Here is a 15,214-nt window from a genome sequence, read left to right as displayed (position 1 = left end):
TTACCGGGCCCGTTACAGGAGTAACCGATACCATGCGCATACTGCTGGTTGAAGATGACGCCAGCTTGTCTTCGGGCATACGCCTGGCGCTCAAGCCGGAGCACTATACGGTCGACCACCTGGACAACGGCAACAGCGCCCTGCAGGCCCTCAAGGAGTCCGAGCCCTTTGATGCGGTGATTCTGGATCTCGGCCTGCCGGGCCTGGATGGTCTGCAGATCATCAAGGCCGTGCGGCGCCAGGGCAGCCAGATTCCCATTCTGGTGCTCACCGCCCGGGATGGCATCAACGACCGAATCGCGGGGCTCGATGCCGGCGCCGATGACTACCTGGTCAAACCGTTCGAGGTCGAAGAGCTGAAGGCTCGCCTGCGGGCGCTGCTGCGGCGAAGCCAGGGGCAGTTGGACAATCACCTGGAGTGCCGCGGCATTCGCCTCGACCCGCTGACCCTGAGCGTGCGCTATCAGGACAAGACCGTCACGCTCTCGCGGCGCGAATTTACCCTGCTTCAGGAGTTCATGGGCCACCCGGGGCGGGTATTTACCCGTGATACGCTGACCAGCCTGATCTACGGCTGGGACGAGGACGTGGAGAGCAACGCCATCGAGGTACATATCCATCATCTGCGCCGCAAGCTGTTTCCCGAGGTGATCCGCACGCTGCGCGGTATCGGCTACGTGATGGACAAGACGCCACCGGAGCACGCACGGTGAACTCCATTCGCCGGCGGACGCTGGGCCTTACCCTGCTGCTGTTTCTGCTCAGCATCATGGTGATCAGCGTGATCAGCTATCGCTATACCACCCATGAAATCCAGCGACTGCACGACGAAAGCCTGGCCCGCCACGCCCATCTGCTGGGCGAACTGCTGCAGGCCCCCATTCCGCCCGCCTACCAGCAGGCGCTGTTGAGAAGCGTGGAAAATACCCTGCAGACCGAGCTTCGCACCCCCGATGCGCTGGTCTTTCAGCTGTGGCAAGGCGATAAGCTGCTGCTGCGCTCGGCGGATGCACCGCTGGCGTCGCTGGTGACCTCCACGCAGGCGCCGGCGGCCGGCTATGCCCGCCAGCAGCACGCCTCCCAGACCTGGCAGACCTATACGCTGCCGCTGGCCCAGGGCGAGCGCCGAGTGATCGTGGCCGAGCGCGACGATGTGCGCCTGCAACTGATCAAGCGCGTGGCGCTGCGTACCCTGCTGCCGGAGTTTATCGGCCTGATTATCCTGGCGTCCTTGCTGTGGTGGAGCATCGGCTGGGGGCTTGCGCCGCTGTCGCGCATGGCCGAGCAGATTCGCAGCCGCGACCCGCATAACCTGCAGCCGCTCGAACTCTCGCCGCTGCCCTACGAGCTTGCGACCATTTCCGGTGCACTCAATCGTCTCTTGATGCGCATCCAGCGCTTGCGCGGGCGTGAAAAGCGCTTTATCGCCGATGCCGCCCACGAACTGCGTACCCCGCTTGCCGTACTCGACCTCCACGCCCAGAACGCGCTGGCGGCCAGCACTGCCCAGGACCGCGAAGAGTCACTGGTCTATCTGCGTCAGGGCGTTACGCGGGCCACGCACCTGGTCAGCCAGCTGCTGACCCTGGCCCGGCTCGACCCTGACGAGGCGAGCCCGCCGCGACGGGCGGTGGATGCGCTGTTTGAAGTACGCGACGCGCTCGCCAAGCTGTTGCCGCTGGCTCAGCAGCAGCAGCAGAACCTGCAGCTGGAAGCCGAGGAGTCAGGCCCCTGGGCGTTGAACGAAGTTCCCGGCGCACTGGGCACCCTGATTCAGAATCTGGTGGGCAACGCCATTCAGCACTCGCCGCCCAACGGCAGCGTTCATGTGCATCTCGAGGCAGGCGTCGACCATATCGTGCTGACCGTCGATGATCAGGGCCCGGGCATTCCGCCGGCGGCGCGAAAGGCGGTAACCGCGCGTTTTCACCGGGCAGGCCCGGGCGCCGGGTCAGGGCTCGGGCTGTCCATCGTCGAGCGAGTCGTCACCCAGCAGGGCGGCACACTGGCGTTCGATGACGCGCCTGGCGGCGGTCTGCGCGTCCAGATAACCCTTGAACGGCGATTATCCCCAGACTAGTTTTTACAACAATTCCTGTAACGGGTTTCGTGTCTTAAGGTTGTGGTAAGAATTCGCTGCAATTCTGAAGGTATCAGGCCGGCTGGCAGTCAGCAGTTGGCCATCCATAACAGGAGGTACCCTGATGAACCAAGTGGCTTTTTCTCCCAAATCACTGATCCAGTTCAGCACCGCGCCGCGTTTGACGTCTCCCGAGGCCAAGCGCCTGACCATGGAGAGTTCTGCGCTCGACGTACTGACCGACTTTCGTAACCTGAAGCCCCAGTCGGTCGCCGCCGATACGCCGATCGACGACGCGCACCTCAAGATGCGCCACAGCGGCGTCCGTCTGCTGTTCGTCACCGACAAGCAGGAACACTGCCTGGGCATTCTGACCTCGAAAGAGCTGATCGGCACCCGGCGTATCAACCTGGCCATGCAGCAGCGCAACCTGGACCGCGACGAGATCACGGCAGAGATGGTCATGACCTCCTGGAACAAGCTCAGCGCCATGCCCATCGAACAGCTTTCGGCGCTGACCATCGAGGATTTGGTACTGGTCATGGAAGACGTGACCGAGCAGCACCTGCTGGTTACCGAGCGCAACGCGCAGCGTGAATTGACCATTCGCGGGCTGGTGTCGGCAACGGACATTCAGAATGCGGTAGGCAAGGAAGTGAATACGGTTGTGCCCATGGCGCGCAGCTTTGCCGATATCTGCCAGGTCATTACCGGTCACGACCTGTAGGCAGCCGGTACAGCGCCGGTCAAGCGCTGGATGCTCCGAGGTTTTACTGCTTTTCCGGCCACCGTGCCCTCATGACAAAACGCCCCTTGCCGTCACCGGCAAGGGGCGTTTTCAATCTGTCAGCGCCACTCAGAACAACGAAGCGTTGATGAACAGATGCGTGGCGATACTGGCGGCATAGCCCAGCAAGATGGCGGGTACCCAGCGCAGATGCAGCATGAAGGTGTAGATGCCGCGCGCTTGCCCCATCAGCGCCACACCCGCCGCCGACCCCATGGAGAGCAGGCTGCCGCCCACGCCGGCGGTCAGAGTAATCAGCAGCCAGTTGCCCTCGGACATGTCCGGCGCCATGGAGAGCACGGCGAACATTACCGGAATGTTATCCACCACTGCAGAGATAAGCCCCAGTACCACGTTGGCCCAGATCGGGTTCCAGCTGCCATAGAGCGTTTCGGACAACAGGCTCAGGTAGCCCATGAAGCCAAGCCCTCCCACGCACAGCACTACCCCGTAAAAGAACAGCAGGGTATCCCACTCCGAGCGCGCGATACGACTGAAGATATCGAAGGGCACGACGCTGCCCAGTTGCTCGAGTTTCTTCCAGTCGCCCCGGCGTGAGTAGCGCTCGCGCTTGCGCTCCAGCGAGCGCGGAAGGCTTCGGCGCAGGTAGTAGCCGAAGAACTGCAGAAGCCCCAGGCCGAACATCATGCCCATGGCGGGCGGCAGATAGAGTACCGAGTGGCAGAGCACCGAAATGGCCACGGTAATCAGAAACAGGACGATGATGCGTCGCGCGCCGCGCTTCATCCAGACGTTCTCGGTCAACGCCGCCGGCTGACGGTTGATGATGAAGAAGTTCATGATGATTGCCGGCACCATGAAGTTGACGATGGCAGGCAGCAGCAGTACGAAGAAACCCTCAAAGGGCACCTGCCCGCCTTGCCAGACCATCAGCGTGGTGATGTCGCCAAACGGGCTGAACGCACCGCCGGCGTTGGAGGCCACCACCACGTTGACGCAGCACAGGCCGATGAACTTCTTGTCGTTTTCCGCCACCTTGAGCACCACGGCGCACATCAGCATGGCCGTGGTCATGTTGTTGGCAATGGCCGAGATGCCAAAGGCAAGAAAGCCGGTGATCCAGAACAGGCTTCTGTAGCTGAACCCCTTGCGCACCAGCCAGGCACGCAGCGCGTCAAAGATGCGCCGCTCTTCCATGGCGTTGATATAGGTCATCGCCACCAGCAGGAACAGCAGAAGCTCGGTGTACTCGAGCAGCGTTTCACGAAAGGCGGCTTCCGCCTCTTCGGGTATCCCCGCCTGCACGTATACCCACGCCACGATGCCCCAGATAAGGCCAGCTGCGACCAGTACGGGCTTTGATTTACGCATGTGGATAAGTTCTTCGGACATGACCAGGGCGTAGGCCAGAACGAAGATGAAGACACAGGTAATACCGGCAATCGATACGGTCAGATCAAGCGGGCCAGCAGCGGCATAGGAGAAGGAGGGAAAGGCAACAGCGCAAAGAGCAATCAACAACCAAGCGACCCGGCGAGCTGAGAGCCGAGTAGCGAGGACGTTTGGTGGTTTCATGACAGCGTGATCCTGGCAGGTTGGGAGAGATGGCGCCACGATGATAAGCACACTAACTAACTGCTGCAACGCAGCGACCGCGCATATGGTGCGGCTTAATGCCGCACCATGTAAAGCGGTTTTTAGAAGGGGGTTCTAACTTTTCTTGCGGGAATTATTCTACGGTCACGCTCTTGGCCAGATTGCGCGGCTGGTCGACGTCGGTGCCTTTCAGAACCGCCACGTGATAGCTCAAAAGCTGCAGCGGCAGCGTATACACGAGCGGCGCCAACGCCTCGTGCACGTGGGGCAGCTCGATCACCTGGATATTGTCCTGAGAGCGAATGCCCACGTTCTCGTCGGCAAACACGAACAGCTGGCCGCCCCGGGCGCGCACTTCCTGCAGGTTGGACTTGAGCTTCTCCAGCAGGTCGTCGTTGGGCGCGACGGAAATCACCGGCATCTCGCTGTCCACCAGCGCCAGCGGGCCGTGCTTGAGTTCGCCGGCCGGGTAGGCTTCGGCATGGATATAGGAGATTTCCTTGAGCTTGAGTGCGCCTTCCAGCGCAATCGGGTAGTGGGCGCCACGTCCCAGAAACAGCGCATGATGCTTTTCGGCAAACGCCTGGGAGAGCTGCTCGATCTGGCCGTCCAGCACCAGTACCTGCTCGCAGACCTTGGCGAGTGTCTGCAGCGCTTCCACGATCCCGGCATGCTCCTGCTGATGCCTGGCCTTGCTGATCGAGAGCGTCAGCAGCATGAGTGCGACCAGCTGGGTTGTGAACGCCTTGGTCGAGGCCACGCCGATCTCCGGGCCGGCGCGGGTCATCAGCGTCGTGTCGGATTCACGCACCAGGGAGCTTCCCGGCACGTTGCAGATCGCCAGCGTCCCTACATAGCCCAATGTCTTGGCAAAGCGCAGCGCGGCCAGCGTATCGGCGGTCTCCCCGGACTGGGAGAGCGTCACGAACAGACTGCCTTCGGGCACTACCGGATGGCGGTAACGGTACTCGGAAGCCACTTCTACCTGAACCGGCACACCGGCGTAGCGCTCGAGCCAGTAGCGCGCCACCAGGGCAGCATGATAGCTGGTACCGCAGGCAATGATGTGCACCTGTCGGGTCTTCTGGAACAGCGCCTGGGCATCGGGGCCGAAGCTCTCGATCAGTACGCTGTTGCCGCTCAGGCGGCCTTCGAGCGCGGCCTGTATGACGCGCGGCTGTTCGAAGATCTCCTTGAGCATGTAGTGGCGGTACTCGCCCTTGCTCGCCGCACCATCACCGTGCTCGAAAACCTGCACCGGCCGGGTCACCGTCTGGCCGCGACGATCCACGATGCGGATCGCGCCGTTTGCGCCAAGCTCCACCAGGTCGCCCTCTTCGAGGTAGATAAAGCGGTCGGTCACCTGCAAAAGCGCCAGCGGGTCGGAGGCCAGAAACGCCTCACCCATCCCCACGCCCACCACCAGGGGGCTTCCCTGGCGTGCGCCGACCACCACGCCCGGCTCTCTAGTGCTCATCACGCCCAGGGCGTAAGCGCCGCCCAGGCCGTTGACGATTTCCTGAGTCGCATCGAACAGGCTGAACCCGCTCTGCAGCTTGTCAGACAGCAAGTGAGCGATCACTTCGGTATCGGTTTCCGAGCTGAAGGCGTAGCCGCTGGCCTCGAGGGTCTCCTTGATGTATTCGTAGTTCTCGATGATGCCGTTGTGTACCACGGCCACCTGCTGGCCGCTATGGTGCGGATGGGCGTTGGCTGTCGAGGGCTTACCGTGGGTCGCCCAGCGAGTGTGGGCGATCCCTGAAAACCCGGGCAGAGCCGCATTGACCAGCTCGTCTTCAAGTGCCGCCACCTTGCCCAGCGCCCGGTGGCGGGTGAGTTGGTGCTCGTGGTTCAGCACCGTCATGCCGGCTGAGTCGTAACCGCGGTACTCCAGGCGCTTGAGCCCTTCCAACAGTATTTCCTGCACGTTACGCTGCGCAACAGCGGCGACGATGCCACACATAAGCGGTTCTCCGAGACGATTAAAAAAACGGTTAGGGGATCGATACCTTACCTGGAAGATTTCACAGGCCGCGGCCAGTCGGCCTTTTCCAGCTGCCTTGGCCGCGTGACGGCCAGGGCGTGTTCGCTGACATCCTTGGCAATCGTCGAGCCGGCGCCAACGGTCGCGCCCTTGCCGACGGTGACCGGGGCCACCAGCGCGCTGTTGGAGCCAATGAAGGCATTATCGCCTATCTCGGTATGGTGCTTGTTGGCGCCATCGTAATTGCAGGTAATGGTACCGGCCCCCACGTTCACATCGCGCCCCAGGCGCGCATCACCCACATAGCTCAAGTGGTTGATCTTGCTGCCTTCGCCCACGTCGGCATTCTTGGTTTCCACGAAGTTGCCCACCTTGGCGCTGGCCGCCAGGCGCGTACCGGGGCGAAGCCGTGCATAAGGGCCGATCTGGTTGTGCCCGGCGGCGACCGTACTGTCGATCACACTATGGCTTTCTACCTGGCTGCCGGCACCAATCCTGCTGTTCTTGATCACGCAGTAGGGCCCCACGCGTACCCCTTCGCCGAGTTCGACCGTGCCTTCGAAGATGCAGCCCACGTCGATGAACACGTCGTTCCCGCAGGTCAGGCTGCCGCGAACGTCAAGACGTGCCGGGTCTGCAAGTGCCACTCCCTGCTCCATCAGCTGGCTGGCCACCTGGCTCTGGTAGGCGCGCTCCAGGCGCGCCATCTGAGCGCGGTTGTTGACGCCTTCCACCTCAGCGGCACTGGCAGGCTGCTCGGTACACACCTTGATACCGTCATTGGTGGCCATCTCGATGACATCGGTCAGGTAGTACTCGCCCTGGGCATTGTCGGCGGAGAGCCGTGGCAGCCAGCGCGCAAGCTGGGTACTGGTCATCGCCATGATGCCGGTATTGCACTCGGTGATCGCAAGCTCCGCCGCCGTGGCATCCTTCTGCTCGACGATGGCCACCGCGCTGCCTTCGTCGTTGCGCACGATGCGCCCGTAGCCCGTCGGGTCATCCAGGGTAACGGTCAAGAGTCCCATATGCTGCTCGTCGACATGAGCCAGCAGCGCGCTTAACGTTTCACGCTGAATCAGCGGCACGTCACCGTAGAGCACCAGCACCTTGCCGCCGCCCAATTGCTCGAGCGCCTGGGCCACCGCGTGGCCCGTGCCTTTCTGTTCGGCCTGTACGGCAAACGTCACGTCATCGTTGGCCAGCGCCTCGCGCAGCTGCTCGGCGCCATGGCCGATCACCACGTGGGTACGCGTCGGCTGAAGGCCTGCTGCGGTTGCCAGCACGTGGCTTACCATGGGCTTTCCTGCCAGGGTGTGAAGTACCTTGGGCGTCTGCGAACGCATCCGCGTGCCCTTGCCCGCCGCGAGAACCACGACATCCAATTCGTTATGCATCCTGATTACCTTCTTGTGTTGCGCGCGCGTTAGGGTCTACCCACGGCTCGATGCCCAGTTCATCGACCAGGTCTTTGCCAAAATAATCCACAAAGGCAGGGCTTGCGACACTCTGCCAATGGTCGCCGTCACGCAGCAGCATCAAGGTACTCAGATCGTGATCGACGGCCATGCTCATGCCGGCCTCCTCCCCCACCACCAGCAGTGCCGTTGCCCAGGCATCGGCCCAGGCGTTGGAGGGGTGAAATACCGATACCGAGGCCAGCTTGTGGGTGACCGGGCGGCCGGTACGCGGGTCGATGGTATGCGAGAAACGCTGGCCGTCAGCCTCGAAGTAGTTGCGATAGTCACCCGACGTGGCTACCGATATATCGTGAAGCGGCACGACATGCTGTGCCTGGGGCGCACCTGACTGCGGGGTTTCGATCCCGACACGCCAGGGCGTCTGCTGATCGTCGCGATAGCCGCGCGCCAGCATGTCTCCACCCAGGTTGATCAGGTAATTCTCGATTCCTTCCTTGTCCAGATAGGCCGCGACACGGTCGGTGGCATGCCCCTTGGCAACGCCGGAAAGGTCCACGTAAACATCGCGGTCGCGGCGCGCCTGCATGGCCTGGGTATCCACTTCCACCGCGTCGAAGCCGACCTGGGCCAGGCGCTCATCAAGCAGCGCCTCGGAGGGGATCTCCTTGGGGCGCGCCTCGGGGCCAAAGCTCCACAGGTTGACCAGATCACCCACGGTCACGTCAAAGGCGCCGTTGCTCTCTTCGGCTATCGAACGGCTGATGGCCAGTACTTCGATCAGCTCGTTGGACAAGGGCTGCCACTGGTCAAGCGGTGCCTGGTTGAAGACGCTGAGTTCAGAGTCGTCGCGGTAGGTGGACATGGCGGCATCGACGCTTTCAAGCTCGGCCATGAACCCGCTTTCCAGCTGATCGGCCTGCTCCTGGGTCAAAGGAGCGTTGATCGAGACCTGGTAGAAGGTGCCAAAGATCCCTCCCTCCAGGCGTACCGGAGACTCAAGCGGGCGGTCCTTTTCCGAACAGCCGGCCAGGAGTACAAGGGCAGCGGCAAAAGCCGCATGTTTGATCAACCGCGTCGACCCAGGCATTGATGAGATCATGAGTTCGCTCTAGAAGTGAAAAAACCAGATAAGCCACGCACCAAACAGTACGCGATAGATGACGAAAGGCTGCATGCCCATTTTCTTGATCACCACCAGAAAATAGTGAATGCATAGATAGGCCGCTACGCCGGATAGCAGCGTACCGGCAGACAGCGAAAGCCAATCGATGGCCTGAGGCTGGCGGAGAAGCTTGATGGCTTCGAGCCCGCCTGCCAGCATGATGACCGGAATGGAGAGTAAAAAGGAGAACCGGGCGGCGGCTTCACGACTCATGCCGACCAGCAGGGCGGCGGTCATGCTGATGCCCGAACGTGACGTGCCGGGTATCAGGGCAAGCGCCTGGGAGAAGCCGATGATCAACACTTCCTTCCAGCCGATCTGGTACTCGGTCTGGGTGCCGCGTCTGGCGTAGTCGGCATAGCCCAGCAGCAGGCCAAAACCGATCAAGCTGATACCGATGATCAGCGTCGAGCGCATGTATAGCGAGATGGCGTCTTGAAGAAGAAAGCCGATAATACAGACGGGCAGGGTAGCAACGACAATCCAGAAACCCAAGCGAGCATCCTTGTCGATCTCGCCGCCCTTCATTACCTTGAAACTGCTGTCTGCTATTTGCAGGATTTCCTTTCGAAAGTAGATCATGACAGCGGCCAGGCTTCCCACATGAAGCGCCACGTCAAAGGCGAGTCCCTGGTCTTCCCAGTTGGTCAAAACCGGCACTAGAATCAAGTGGGCAGAGCTTGAAACGGGTAAAAACTCGGTGAGCCCTTGCACTGCGGCAAGCACCACAATCTGTAACCACTCCATGGGTCATCCTGTACGGGCAAAAAGTTGTTGAATGACAATGGCGCACAAGGATACACCTCCATCGGGCGCTTGTCCGCCAGGGCCATTGTCGTATCACGTTATACGAAAGCGAATACGCGTCGCAAAGGGCTTAAGGGATCATCAAGCGGTGCGCTACAATAACGTTTTATCGAACGCGTGCCCTCAGGTATTCCATGTCTCAGACCGTTGAAACGCCAGTGGTTCCCGACCGTGAGCAAGATAGTCACACCGCCAAGCGTGTAACCTATATCGGCGCGTGGCTTGACGGCGTGCTCAGCGTCGTAAAGGTGGCCGTCGGGTTTTTCGTAGGCTCGGCGGCCCTGATTGCCGACGGTATCCACTCGCTGTCGGATCTGGTGACCGATGGTTTCGTGCTCGCCGCCATTCATTATGGCCGCCAGGAGCCGGATAACGACCACCATTACGGGCATGGGCGTATCGAGACGCTGACTACTCTGCTGCTCGGCAGCGTGCTGATCTTCGTGGCCGGGGGTATCGCCTGGTCGAGCCTGACACGGCTGTTCAGTGGCACCGAGGTGACCGCGCCGGGCATGGTGGCGATTGCGATCACGTTTATTGCACTTATCAGCAAGGAGTGGATATTCCGCTACACCATGCGGGTGGCCAAACGTATTCAGTCGCGCCTGCTGGAAGCCAATGCCTGGCACTCGCGCAGTGACGCGCTCTCGACCGCCGTGGTGCTGGTAGCGCTGGTCGGCGCTCAGTTCGGTGTAGGCTGGCTGGACGCGGTGGCAGCCATCGTGGTTGGCCTGCTGGTAGGCAAGGTGGGCTGGGATCTTCTATGGGAGTCGGCCCGGGAGCTGGTCGACACCGCCCTGCCCGAGGATGTGCAGCAGCAGATGCACGATGTGGCCTGCAGCGTACCGGGCGTGGATAGCGTCCATGACTTGCGCACCCGCCAGTCGGCGGGCTGGGTGATGGTCGATCTGCACGTGGTGGTCGGGCCCAAGATCACCGTCTCGGAAGCTCACGAGATCGGCAATGAAGTCAGCCGCCGCCTGCGCCACGAATTCCCGCTGCTGACCGACGTCATCTTTCACGTCGACCCCGAGGATGACGCCGGCGAAGGCGACCCGAGCCGCCTGCCCGGCCTGCCGCTGCGCCCGGCTGTCGAAGCGGCGCTCAACGAGCGCTGGTACCTCCATCCGGTGTGGCGCACGCTGAACGAGCTGCAGTTGCACTACCTGGATGACAAGGTATCGGTATCGCTGATCATCGACGATGCGGTCAACCAGCCTCCCCAGTGCCTGGCCAGCCAGTTGAAGGCCCTGGCCAGCGATATCCCGTGGCTTGGGCACGTGGAAGTGATGTTCATTACCCGCGCGGCCAGCAGCTCGATGCGCTAGCCAGCCAGAACGCTCAGCGAGAAACGCGGTCCTATAGCGTCACGCCTTTCATCTCTCATCGATCATGACGCTCTGGACCCCATGGACACGCTCAATCTCGTGCTTTTTGACCTGCTCAACTCGCCGCCCGACTCCCCAGCCTGGCTGGTAACGATTGCCCACTGGTGCGCTTCGGACATCATCCTTGTGGTCCCGGTGCTTCTTGTCATTGGCTGGCTGCTCGGCAATGAACAGTACAAGCATGCGGTTCTGGAAGCGTTCATCGCCACGCTGCTAGCGCTGACGGCCAGTTGGATCATCGGTGTGCTATGGCCCCTGCCACGTCCTTTCATGGTGCCCATCGGCGAGTATCTTCAAGCGCATGCCGCCACGCCCGCCTTTCCCAGCAACCACCTGACGATCATGCTGACCGTGGCGTTCAGCCTGACGCTTCACGATCATACTAGGCGCATCGGCCGCTGCCTGCTGGTGCTGGCGCTGCCGGTAGCCTGGGCCAGGATCTTTCTGGGCATTCACTTTCCCCAGGACATGATCGGTGCGCTGATGCTCGCCCCGGTAGCCGCCGCGCTGACAGCAATAGGCCGTGCCTGGCTGGTAATGCCGCTTTATGAGCGCGTTGCGGTGAAGTGCTATCACCGAGTGTTCTCGCCACTGATCAACCGCGGCTGGGTACGGCGCTAGGGCCGTACCCGTAAAGCCCGGATTTACAGCTGGGAAAGAATGGCGGTCGCGATGGTGAAGTAGATCAATACGCCGGTGGCGTCGATCAGGGTGGTCACCAGCGGTGCCGAGGCGGTGGCCGGGTCGACCTTGAAGCGTTCGAGCACGAAAGGCAGGCACATGCCGATGAGGCTGCCGAACAGCACGATGGCCACCATGCTCAGCGCCACCACCATGGCAACGGCCTCACCGCCGCGGAAGATACCGATCGGCGCCACGGCGATCGCCATGGTGAGTCCCAGCGACCCGGCCACCAGAAGCTCTCGGCCAAGCATCTTGCTCCAGTCCTTCACGCCAATATCGCCGGTAGCCATCCCGCGTACCATCAGGGTGGCGGCCTGGGCGCCGGCGTTACCGCCGCTGCCGATCAGAAGCGGCAAGAAGAATACCAGGGCGACCTGAGCGGCAATGATATCCTCGAAGTAGGCAATGCCCGCGCCGGAAAACAGGTTGGCAAACACCAGCAGTACCAGCCAGGTGACCCGTTTACGGTAAAGGCTCCACAGCGGCACGCGGCTGACGCCATCCTCCAGCTGGCCGATGGACATCCCCTTGTGGATATCTTCGGTCGCCTCGGACTCGGCCACGTCCATCGCGTCATCGTGGGTGATGATCCCCACCATGCGGTTTTCGGCATCAATGACCGGTAGCGCCAGCAGGTCGTAGCGAGCCACGATTCGCGCCGCCTCTTCCTGCGCTTCATCGACAACGGTTCTGATCACATCCTTGATCATGATGTCATCGACCAGCGCACCCGGTCGCGCCACCATCAGCTGGCGCAGCGACATGGTGCCGATCAGCTGGCCATCGCTTGCCAGAATGTAAAGCTGATAGACCGTTTCGGCGTCAGGCGCCGTCTGGCGTACCCGCATCAGTGCCTGCGACACCGTCATGCCACTGGCTATGGCGACATAGTCAGAGGTCATGATGGCGCCGGCAGTGCCCTCTTCATAGCTCGACAGGCGCTTGAGATCCTCGCGCTCCTGATGGGCCATGCGCCGCAGCAGCGCCTCACGGCGGTCATCGTCGAGCAGATTGAACAGATCGACCCGCTCGTCCGAGCCCATCTCCTCTAAAAGCTTCAACACCTGGGTATCGGAGAACTTTCCGACGACTTCGAGCTGGCTCTCGCCGGGCAGATAACCCAGCACGTTGGCTGCCCGCTCGGTGGACAGCACGTTCAGCACCGCCAGCGCCGCCGACAGCTCTTCGTCTTCCTCGATCAGCTCTTCGAGCACTTCGCCGATATCGGCTGAGCGAATCTCCGCCAGACGGCCCGACAGTTGTTCCTTGCTTGGCGTCTCTTTTCCCAGCTCGTCGAGCAGCTCGGCTTTCAGCGCCTGCAGGGTTTCCTCATTCAATGCCATCGCTCTCCTCCTCGGTTGCCAACCAGCACTACGCCGTTGCGTACGCAGCATAGTAGCAAACAAAAAAAACGCTCCTTAAACCCTGCACGGGTTCAAGGAGCGTTTCATGAACGCCAGCGGCGTTTCTAGCCTTTACCCGCCTTCTTGCGCAGCTGCTGAATCGTTCGCAGCTGAGCAACGGCTTCGGCAAGCTCTGCCGCCGCACGAGTATAGTCAAGCTCGGCTGACTTCTCGTTGAAGGCTTGCAGCGCTTGCTGGCGTGCTTCTTCGGCAGCGGCCTCGTCGAGGTCGCTTGCCCGGGACGCCGCATCGGCCAGGATCGTCACGACATCGGGCTGGACTTCCATGAAGCCGCCCGAGACAAAGAAGTTCTCTTCCTTGCCGCCATCGTGGATCACACGGATCGGGCCCGGCTGAAGCTCGGTCAAAAGCGGTGCGTGACCCGGCAAGATGCCCAGGTCACCCATCAATCCAGAAGCCACTACCTGCTCGACGGTGCCCGAGAAGATAGATGCCTCCGCGCTGACGATATTGCAAGTGAAGCTATTCGCCATAGCGAATCCCCCTAATGAACGGGATTACTTCTTCATCTGGTTGGCTTTCTCGACCGCTTCGTCGATGGAGCCGACCATGTAGAAGGCCTGTTCCGGCATATCGTCGTATTCACCGGCGAGAATGCCCTGGAAGCCACGGATGGTGTCTTTCAGTGAAACATACTTGCCGGGCGAACCGGTGAAGACCTCGGCCACGAAGAACGGCTGCGACAGGAAACGCTGGATCTTACGCGCGCGGGCAACGGCCAGCTTGTCTTCGTCAGACAGCTCGTCCATACCCAGGATGGCGATGATATCCTTGAGTTCCTTGTAGCGCTGCAGAACACCCTGAACGCCGCGGGCGACGTTGTAGTGCTCTTCACCAACGACCAGCGGATCCAGCTGACGTGAAGTGGAATCCAGCGGGTCGATGGCCGGGTAGATACCCAGTTCGGCAATGGAACGTGCCAGTACGACGGTGGCATCCAGGTGCGCAAACGTCGTTGCCGGCGACGGGTCGGTCAAGTCATCCGCGGGGACGTAAACCGCCTGCACCGAGGTGATGGAGCCCGTCTTGGTCGAGGTGATACGTTCCTGCAGAACGCCCATCTCCTCGGCCAGGGTCGGCTGGTAACCTACCGCTGATGGCATACGGCCAAGCAGGGCGGATACTTCGGTACCGGCCAGGGTGTAGCGGTAGATGTTGTCGACGAACAGCAGAACGTCACGGCCTTCATCACGGAACTTCTCGGCGATGGTCAGACCGGTCAGTGCCACGCGCAGACGGTTGCCCGGCGGCTCGTTCATCTGGCCGTAAACCAGCGCTACCTTGTCGATAACGTTGGATTCGGTCATTTCGTGATAGAAGTCGTTACCCTCACGCGTACGCTCACCCACACCGGCAAATACAGAGTAGCCGCTGTGTTCGGTGGCGATGTTGCGGATAAGCTCCATCATGTTGACGGTTTTACCGACACCGGCACCGCCGAACAGGCCAACCTTACCACCCTTGGCGAACGGGCAGACCAGGTCGATGACCTTGATACCGGTTTCCAGCAGCTCGTTGGAAGCCGCCTGGTCGGCATAGCTTGGCGCCTTGCGGTGAATCGGCATGCGCTCTTGCTCGCCGATCTCGCCGGCTTCGTCGATCGGCTCGCCAAGTACGTTCATGATGCGGCCCAGCGTTTCCTTACCCACGGGTACGGAAATCGCGTCACCGGTATTTTCCACGCTCATGCCACGCTTCAAGCCCTCGGTGGAGCCCATGGCAATGGCGCGTACCACGCCGTCGCCCAGCTGCTGCTGGACTTCGAGGATGGTCTCTTTCTCGGAGACCTTCAGCGCGTCGTAGACCTTGGGCACAGAGTCCCGCGGAAACTCTACGTCAATCACCGCGCCGATGATTTGTACGATACGTCCGCTCATCTTGGTTCCTCTCAAAAACCTGCAAATGAAACCTGTCTGCCGG

13 protein-coding genes are annotated in these 15,214 nt (G+C 61.3%); 5 read left to right on the top strand and 8 right to left on the bottom strand.

Annotated elements, in window-relative coordinates; genetic code table 11:
- Positions 1–32 precede the first annotated feature (32 nt).
- The 3 genes from HW452_RS07990 to HW452_RS07980 all read left to right on the top strand — a co-directional run bounded on the left by HW452_RS07990 (position 33) and on the right by HW452_RS07980 (position 2,807).
- A complete protein-coding gene (locus HW452_RS07990) occupies positions 33–713 on the top strand; it encodes a response regulator (protein ID WP_224105579.1) in 681 nt (226 codons plus the stop codon).
- Complete coding sequence (locus tag HW452_RS07985) at positions 710–2,080, top strand: ATP-binding protein (RefSeq protein WP_224105578.1); 1,371 nt, start codon at positions 710–712, stop codon at positions 2,078–2,080. Before HW452_RS07990 ends, HW452_RS07985 begins: the two co-directional genes overlap by 4 nt.
- 124 nt (positions 2,081–2,204) lie before the next feature.
- A complete protein-coding gene (locus HW452_RS07980; protein ID WP_224105577.1) occupies positions 2,205–2,807 on the top strand; it encodes a CBS domain-containing protein in 603 nt (200 codons plus the stop codon).
- A gap of 129 nt (positions 2,808–2,936) precedes the next feature.
- Here the strand turns inward: HW452_RS07980 and nhaD are convergent, their stop codons facing one another.
- From nhaD to HW452_RS07955, 5 genes are all read right to left on the bottom strand, one after another.
- A complete protein-coding gene (gene nhaD, locus HW452_RS07975) occupies positions 2,937–4,403 on the bottom strand; it encodes a sodium:proton antiporter NhaD (RefSeq protein ID WP_224105576.1) in 1,467 nt (488 codons plus the stop codon).
- A gap of 154 nt (positions 4,404–4,557) precedes the next feature.
- Positions 4,558–6,387 carry a glutamine--fructose-6-phosphate transaminase (isomerizing) gene (gene glmS / locus HW452_RS07970; protein ID WP_224105575.1) on the bottom strand — a complete coding sequence of 610 codons (1,830 nt, stop codon included), beginning with the start codon at positions 6,385–6,387 and terminating at the stop codon, positions 4,558–4,560.
- 47 nt (positions 6,388–6,434) lie between these two features.
- Entirely contained in the window at positions 6,435–7,805 is a 1,371-nt protein-coding gene (glmU, locus tag HW452_RS07965) for a bifunctional UDP-N-acetylglucosamine diphosphorylase/glucosamine-1-phosphate N-acetyltransferase GlmU (RefSeq protein ID WP_224105574.1), read from the bottom strand.
- Positions 7,798–8,916 carry an FAD:protein FMN transferase gene (locus HW452_RS07960; RefSeq protein WP_224105573.1) on the bottom strand — a complete coding sequence of 373 codons (1,119 nt, stop codon included), beginning with the start codon at positions 8,914–8,916 and terminating at the stop codon, positions 7,798–7,800. Before HW452_RS07960 ends, glmU begins: the two co-directional genes overlap by 8 nt.
- A 21-nt stretch (positions 8,917–8,937) precedes the next feature.
- Positions 8,938–9,738 carry an undecaprenyl-diphosphate phosphatase gene (locus tag HW452_RS07955; protein WP_224105572.1) on the bottom strand — a complete coding sequence of 267 codons (801 nt, stop codon included), beginning with the start codon at positions 9,736–9,738 and terminating at the stop codon, positions 8,938–8,940.
- Positions 9,739–9,932: 194 nt separating this feature from the next.
- Between HW452_RS07955 and HW452_RS07950 the strand changes: the two genes are divergently transcribed.
- On the top strand, positions 9,933–11,126 hold the full coding sequence (locus tag HW452_RS07950; protein ID WP_224105571.1) for a cation diffusion facilitator family transporter: 1,194 nt from the start codon (positions 9,933–9,935) through the stop codon (positions 11,124–11,126).
- 81 nt (positions 11,127–11,207) lie between these two features.
- The gene (locus tag HW452_RS07945; protein WP_224105570.1) at positions 11,208–11,807 is read left to right on the top strand and encodes a phosphatase PAP2 family protein; all 600 of its coding nucleotides are present in this window, start codon (positions 11,208–11,210) and stop codon (positions 11,805–11,807) included.
- A 23-nt stretch (positions 11,808–11,830) separates the two neighbouring features.
- On the opposite strand, the gene mgtE is transcribed toward HW452_RS07945, so the two are convergent.
- From mgtE to atpD, 3 genes are all read right to left on the bottom strand, one after another.
- Positions 11,831–13,213: a magnesium transporter gene (mgtE, locus tag HW452_RS07940; RefSeq protein WP_224105569.1), complete on the bottom strand. Its 1,383-nt coding sequence runs from the start codon at positions 13,211–13,213 to the stop codon at positions 11,831–11,833.
- Positions 13,214–13,338: 125 nt separating this feature from the next.
- Positions 13,339–13,767 (bottom strand): F0F1 ATP synthase subunit epsilon, encoded by a 429-nt coding sequence (locus tag HW452_RS07935; RefSeq protein ID WP_224105568.1) that lies wholly within the window; start codon positions 13,765–13,767, stop codon positions 13,339–13,341.
- A 24-nt stretch (positions 13,768–13,791) separates the two neighbouring features.
- Positions 13,792–15,171 (bottom strand): F0F1 ATP synthase subunit beta, encoded by a 1,380-nt coding sequence (gene atpD, locus HW452_RS07930; RefSeq protein ID WP_224105567.1) that lies wholly within the window; start codon positions 15,169–15,171, stop codon positions 13,792–13,794.
- Positions 15,172–15,214: the final 43 nt, after the last annotated feature.

Origin of the sequence: Vreelandella aquamarina (assembly GCF_020075495.1) — a bacterium.
Lineage (GTDB): Bacteria > Pseudomonadota > Gammaproteobacteria > Pseudomonadales > Halomonadaceae > Vreelandella > Vreelandella aquamarina_A.
Note: the sequence above shows the minus strand (reverse complement) of the source record. Positions and strands in the feature narration are given on the sequence as shown.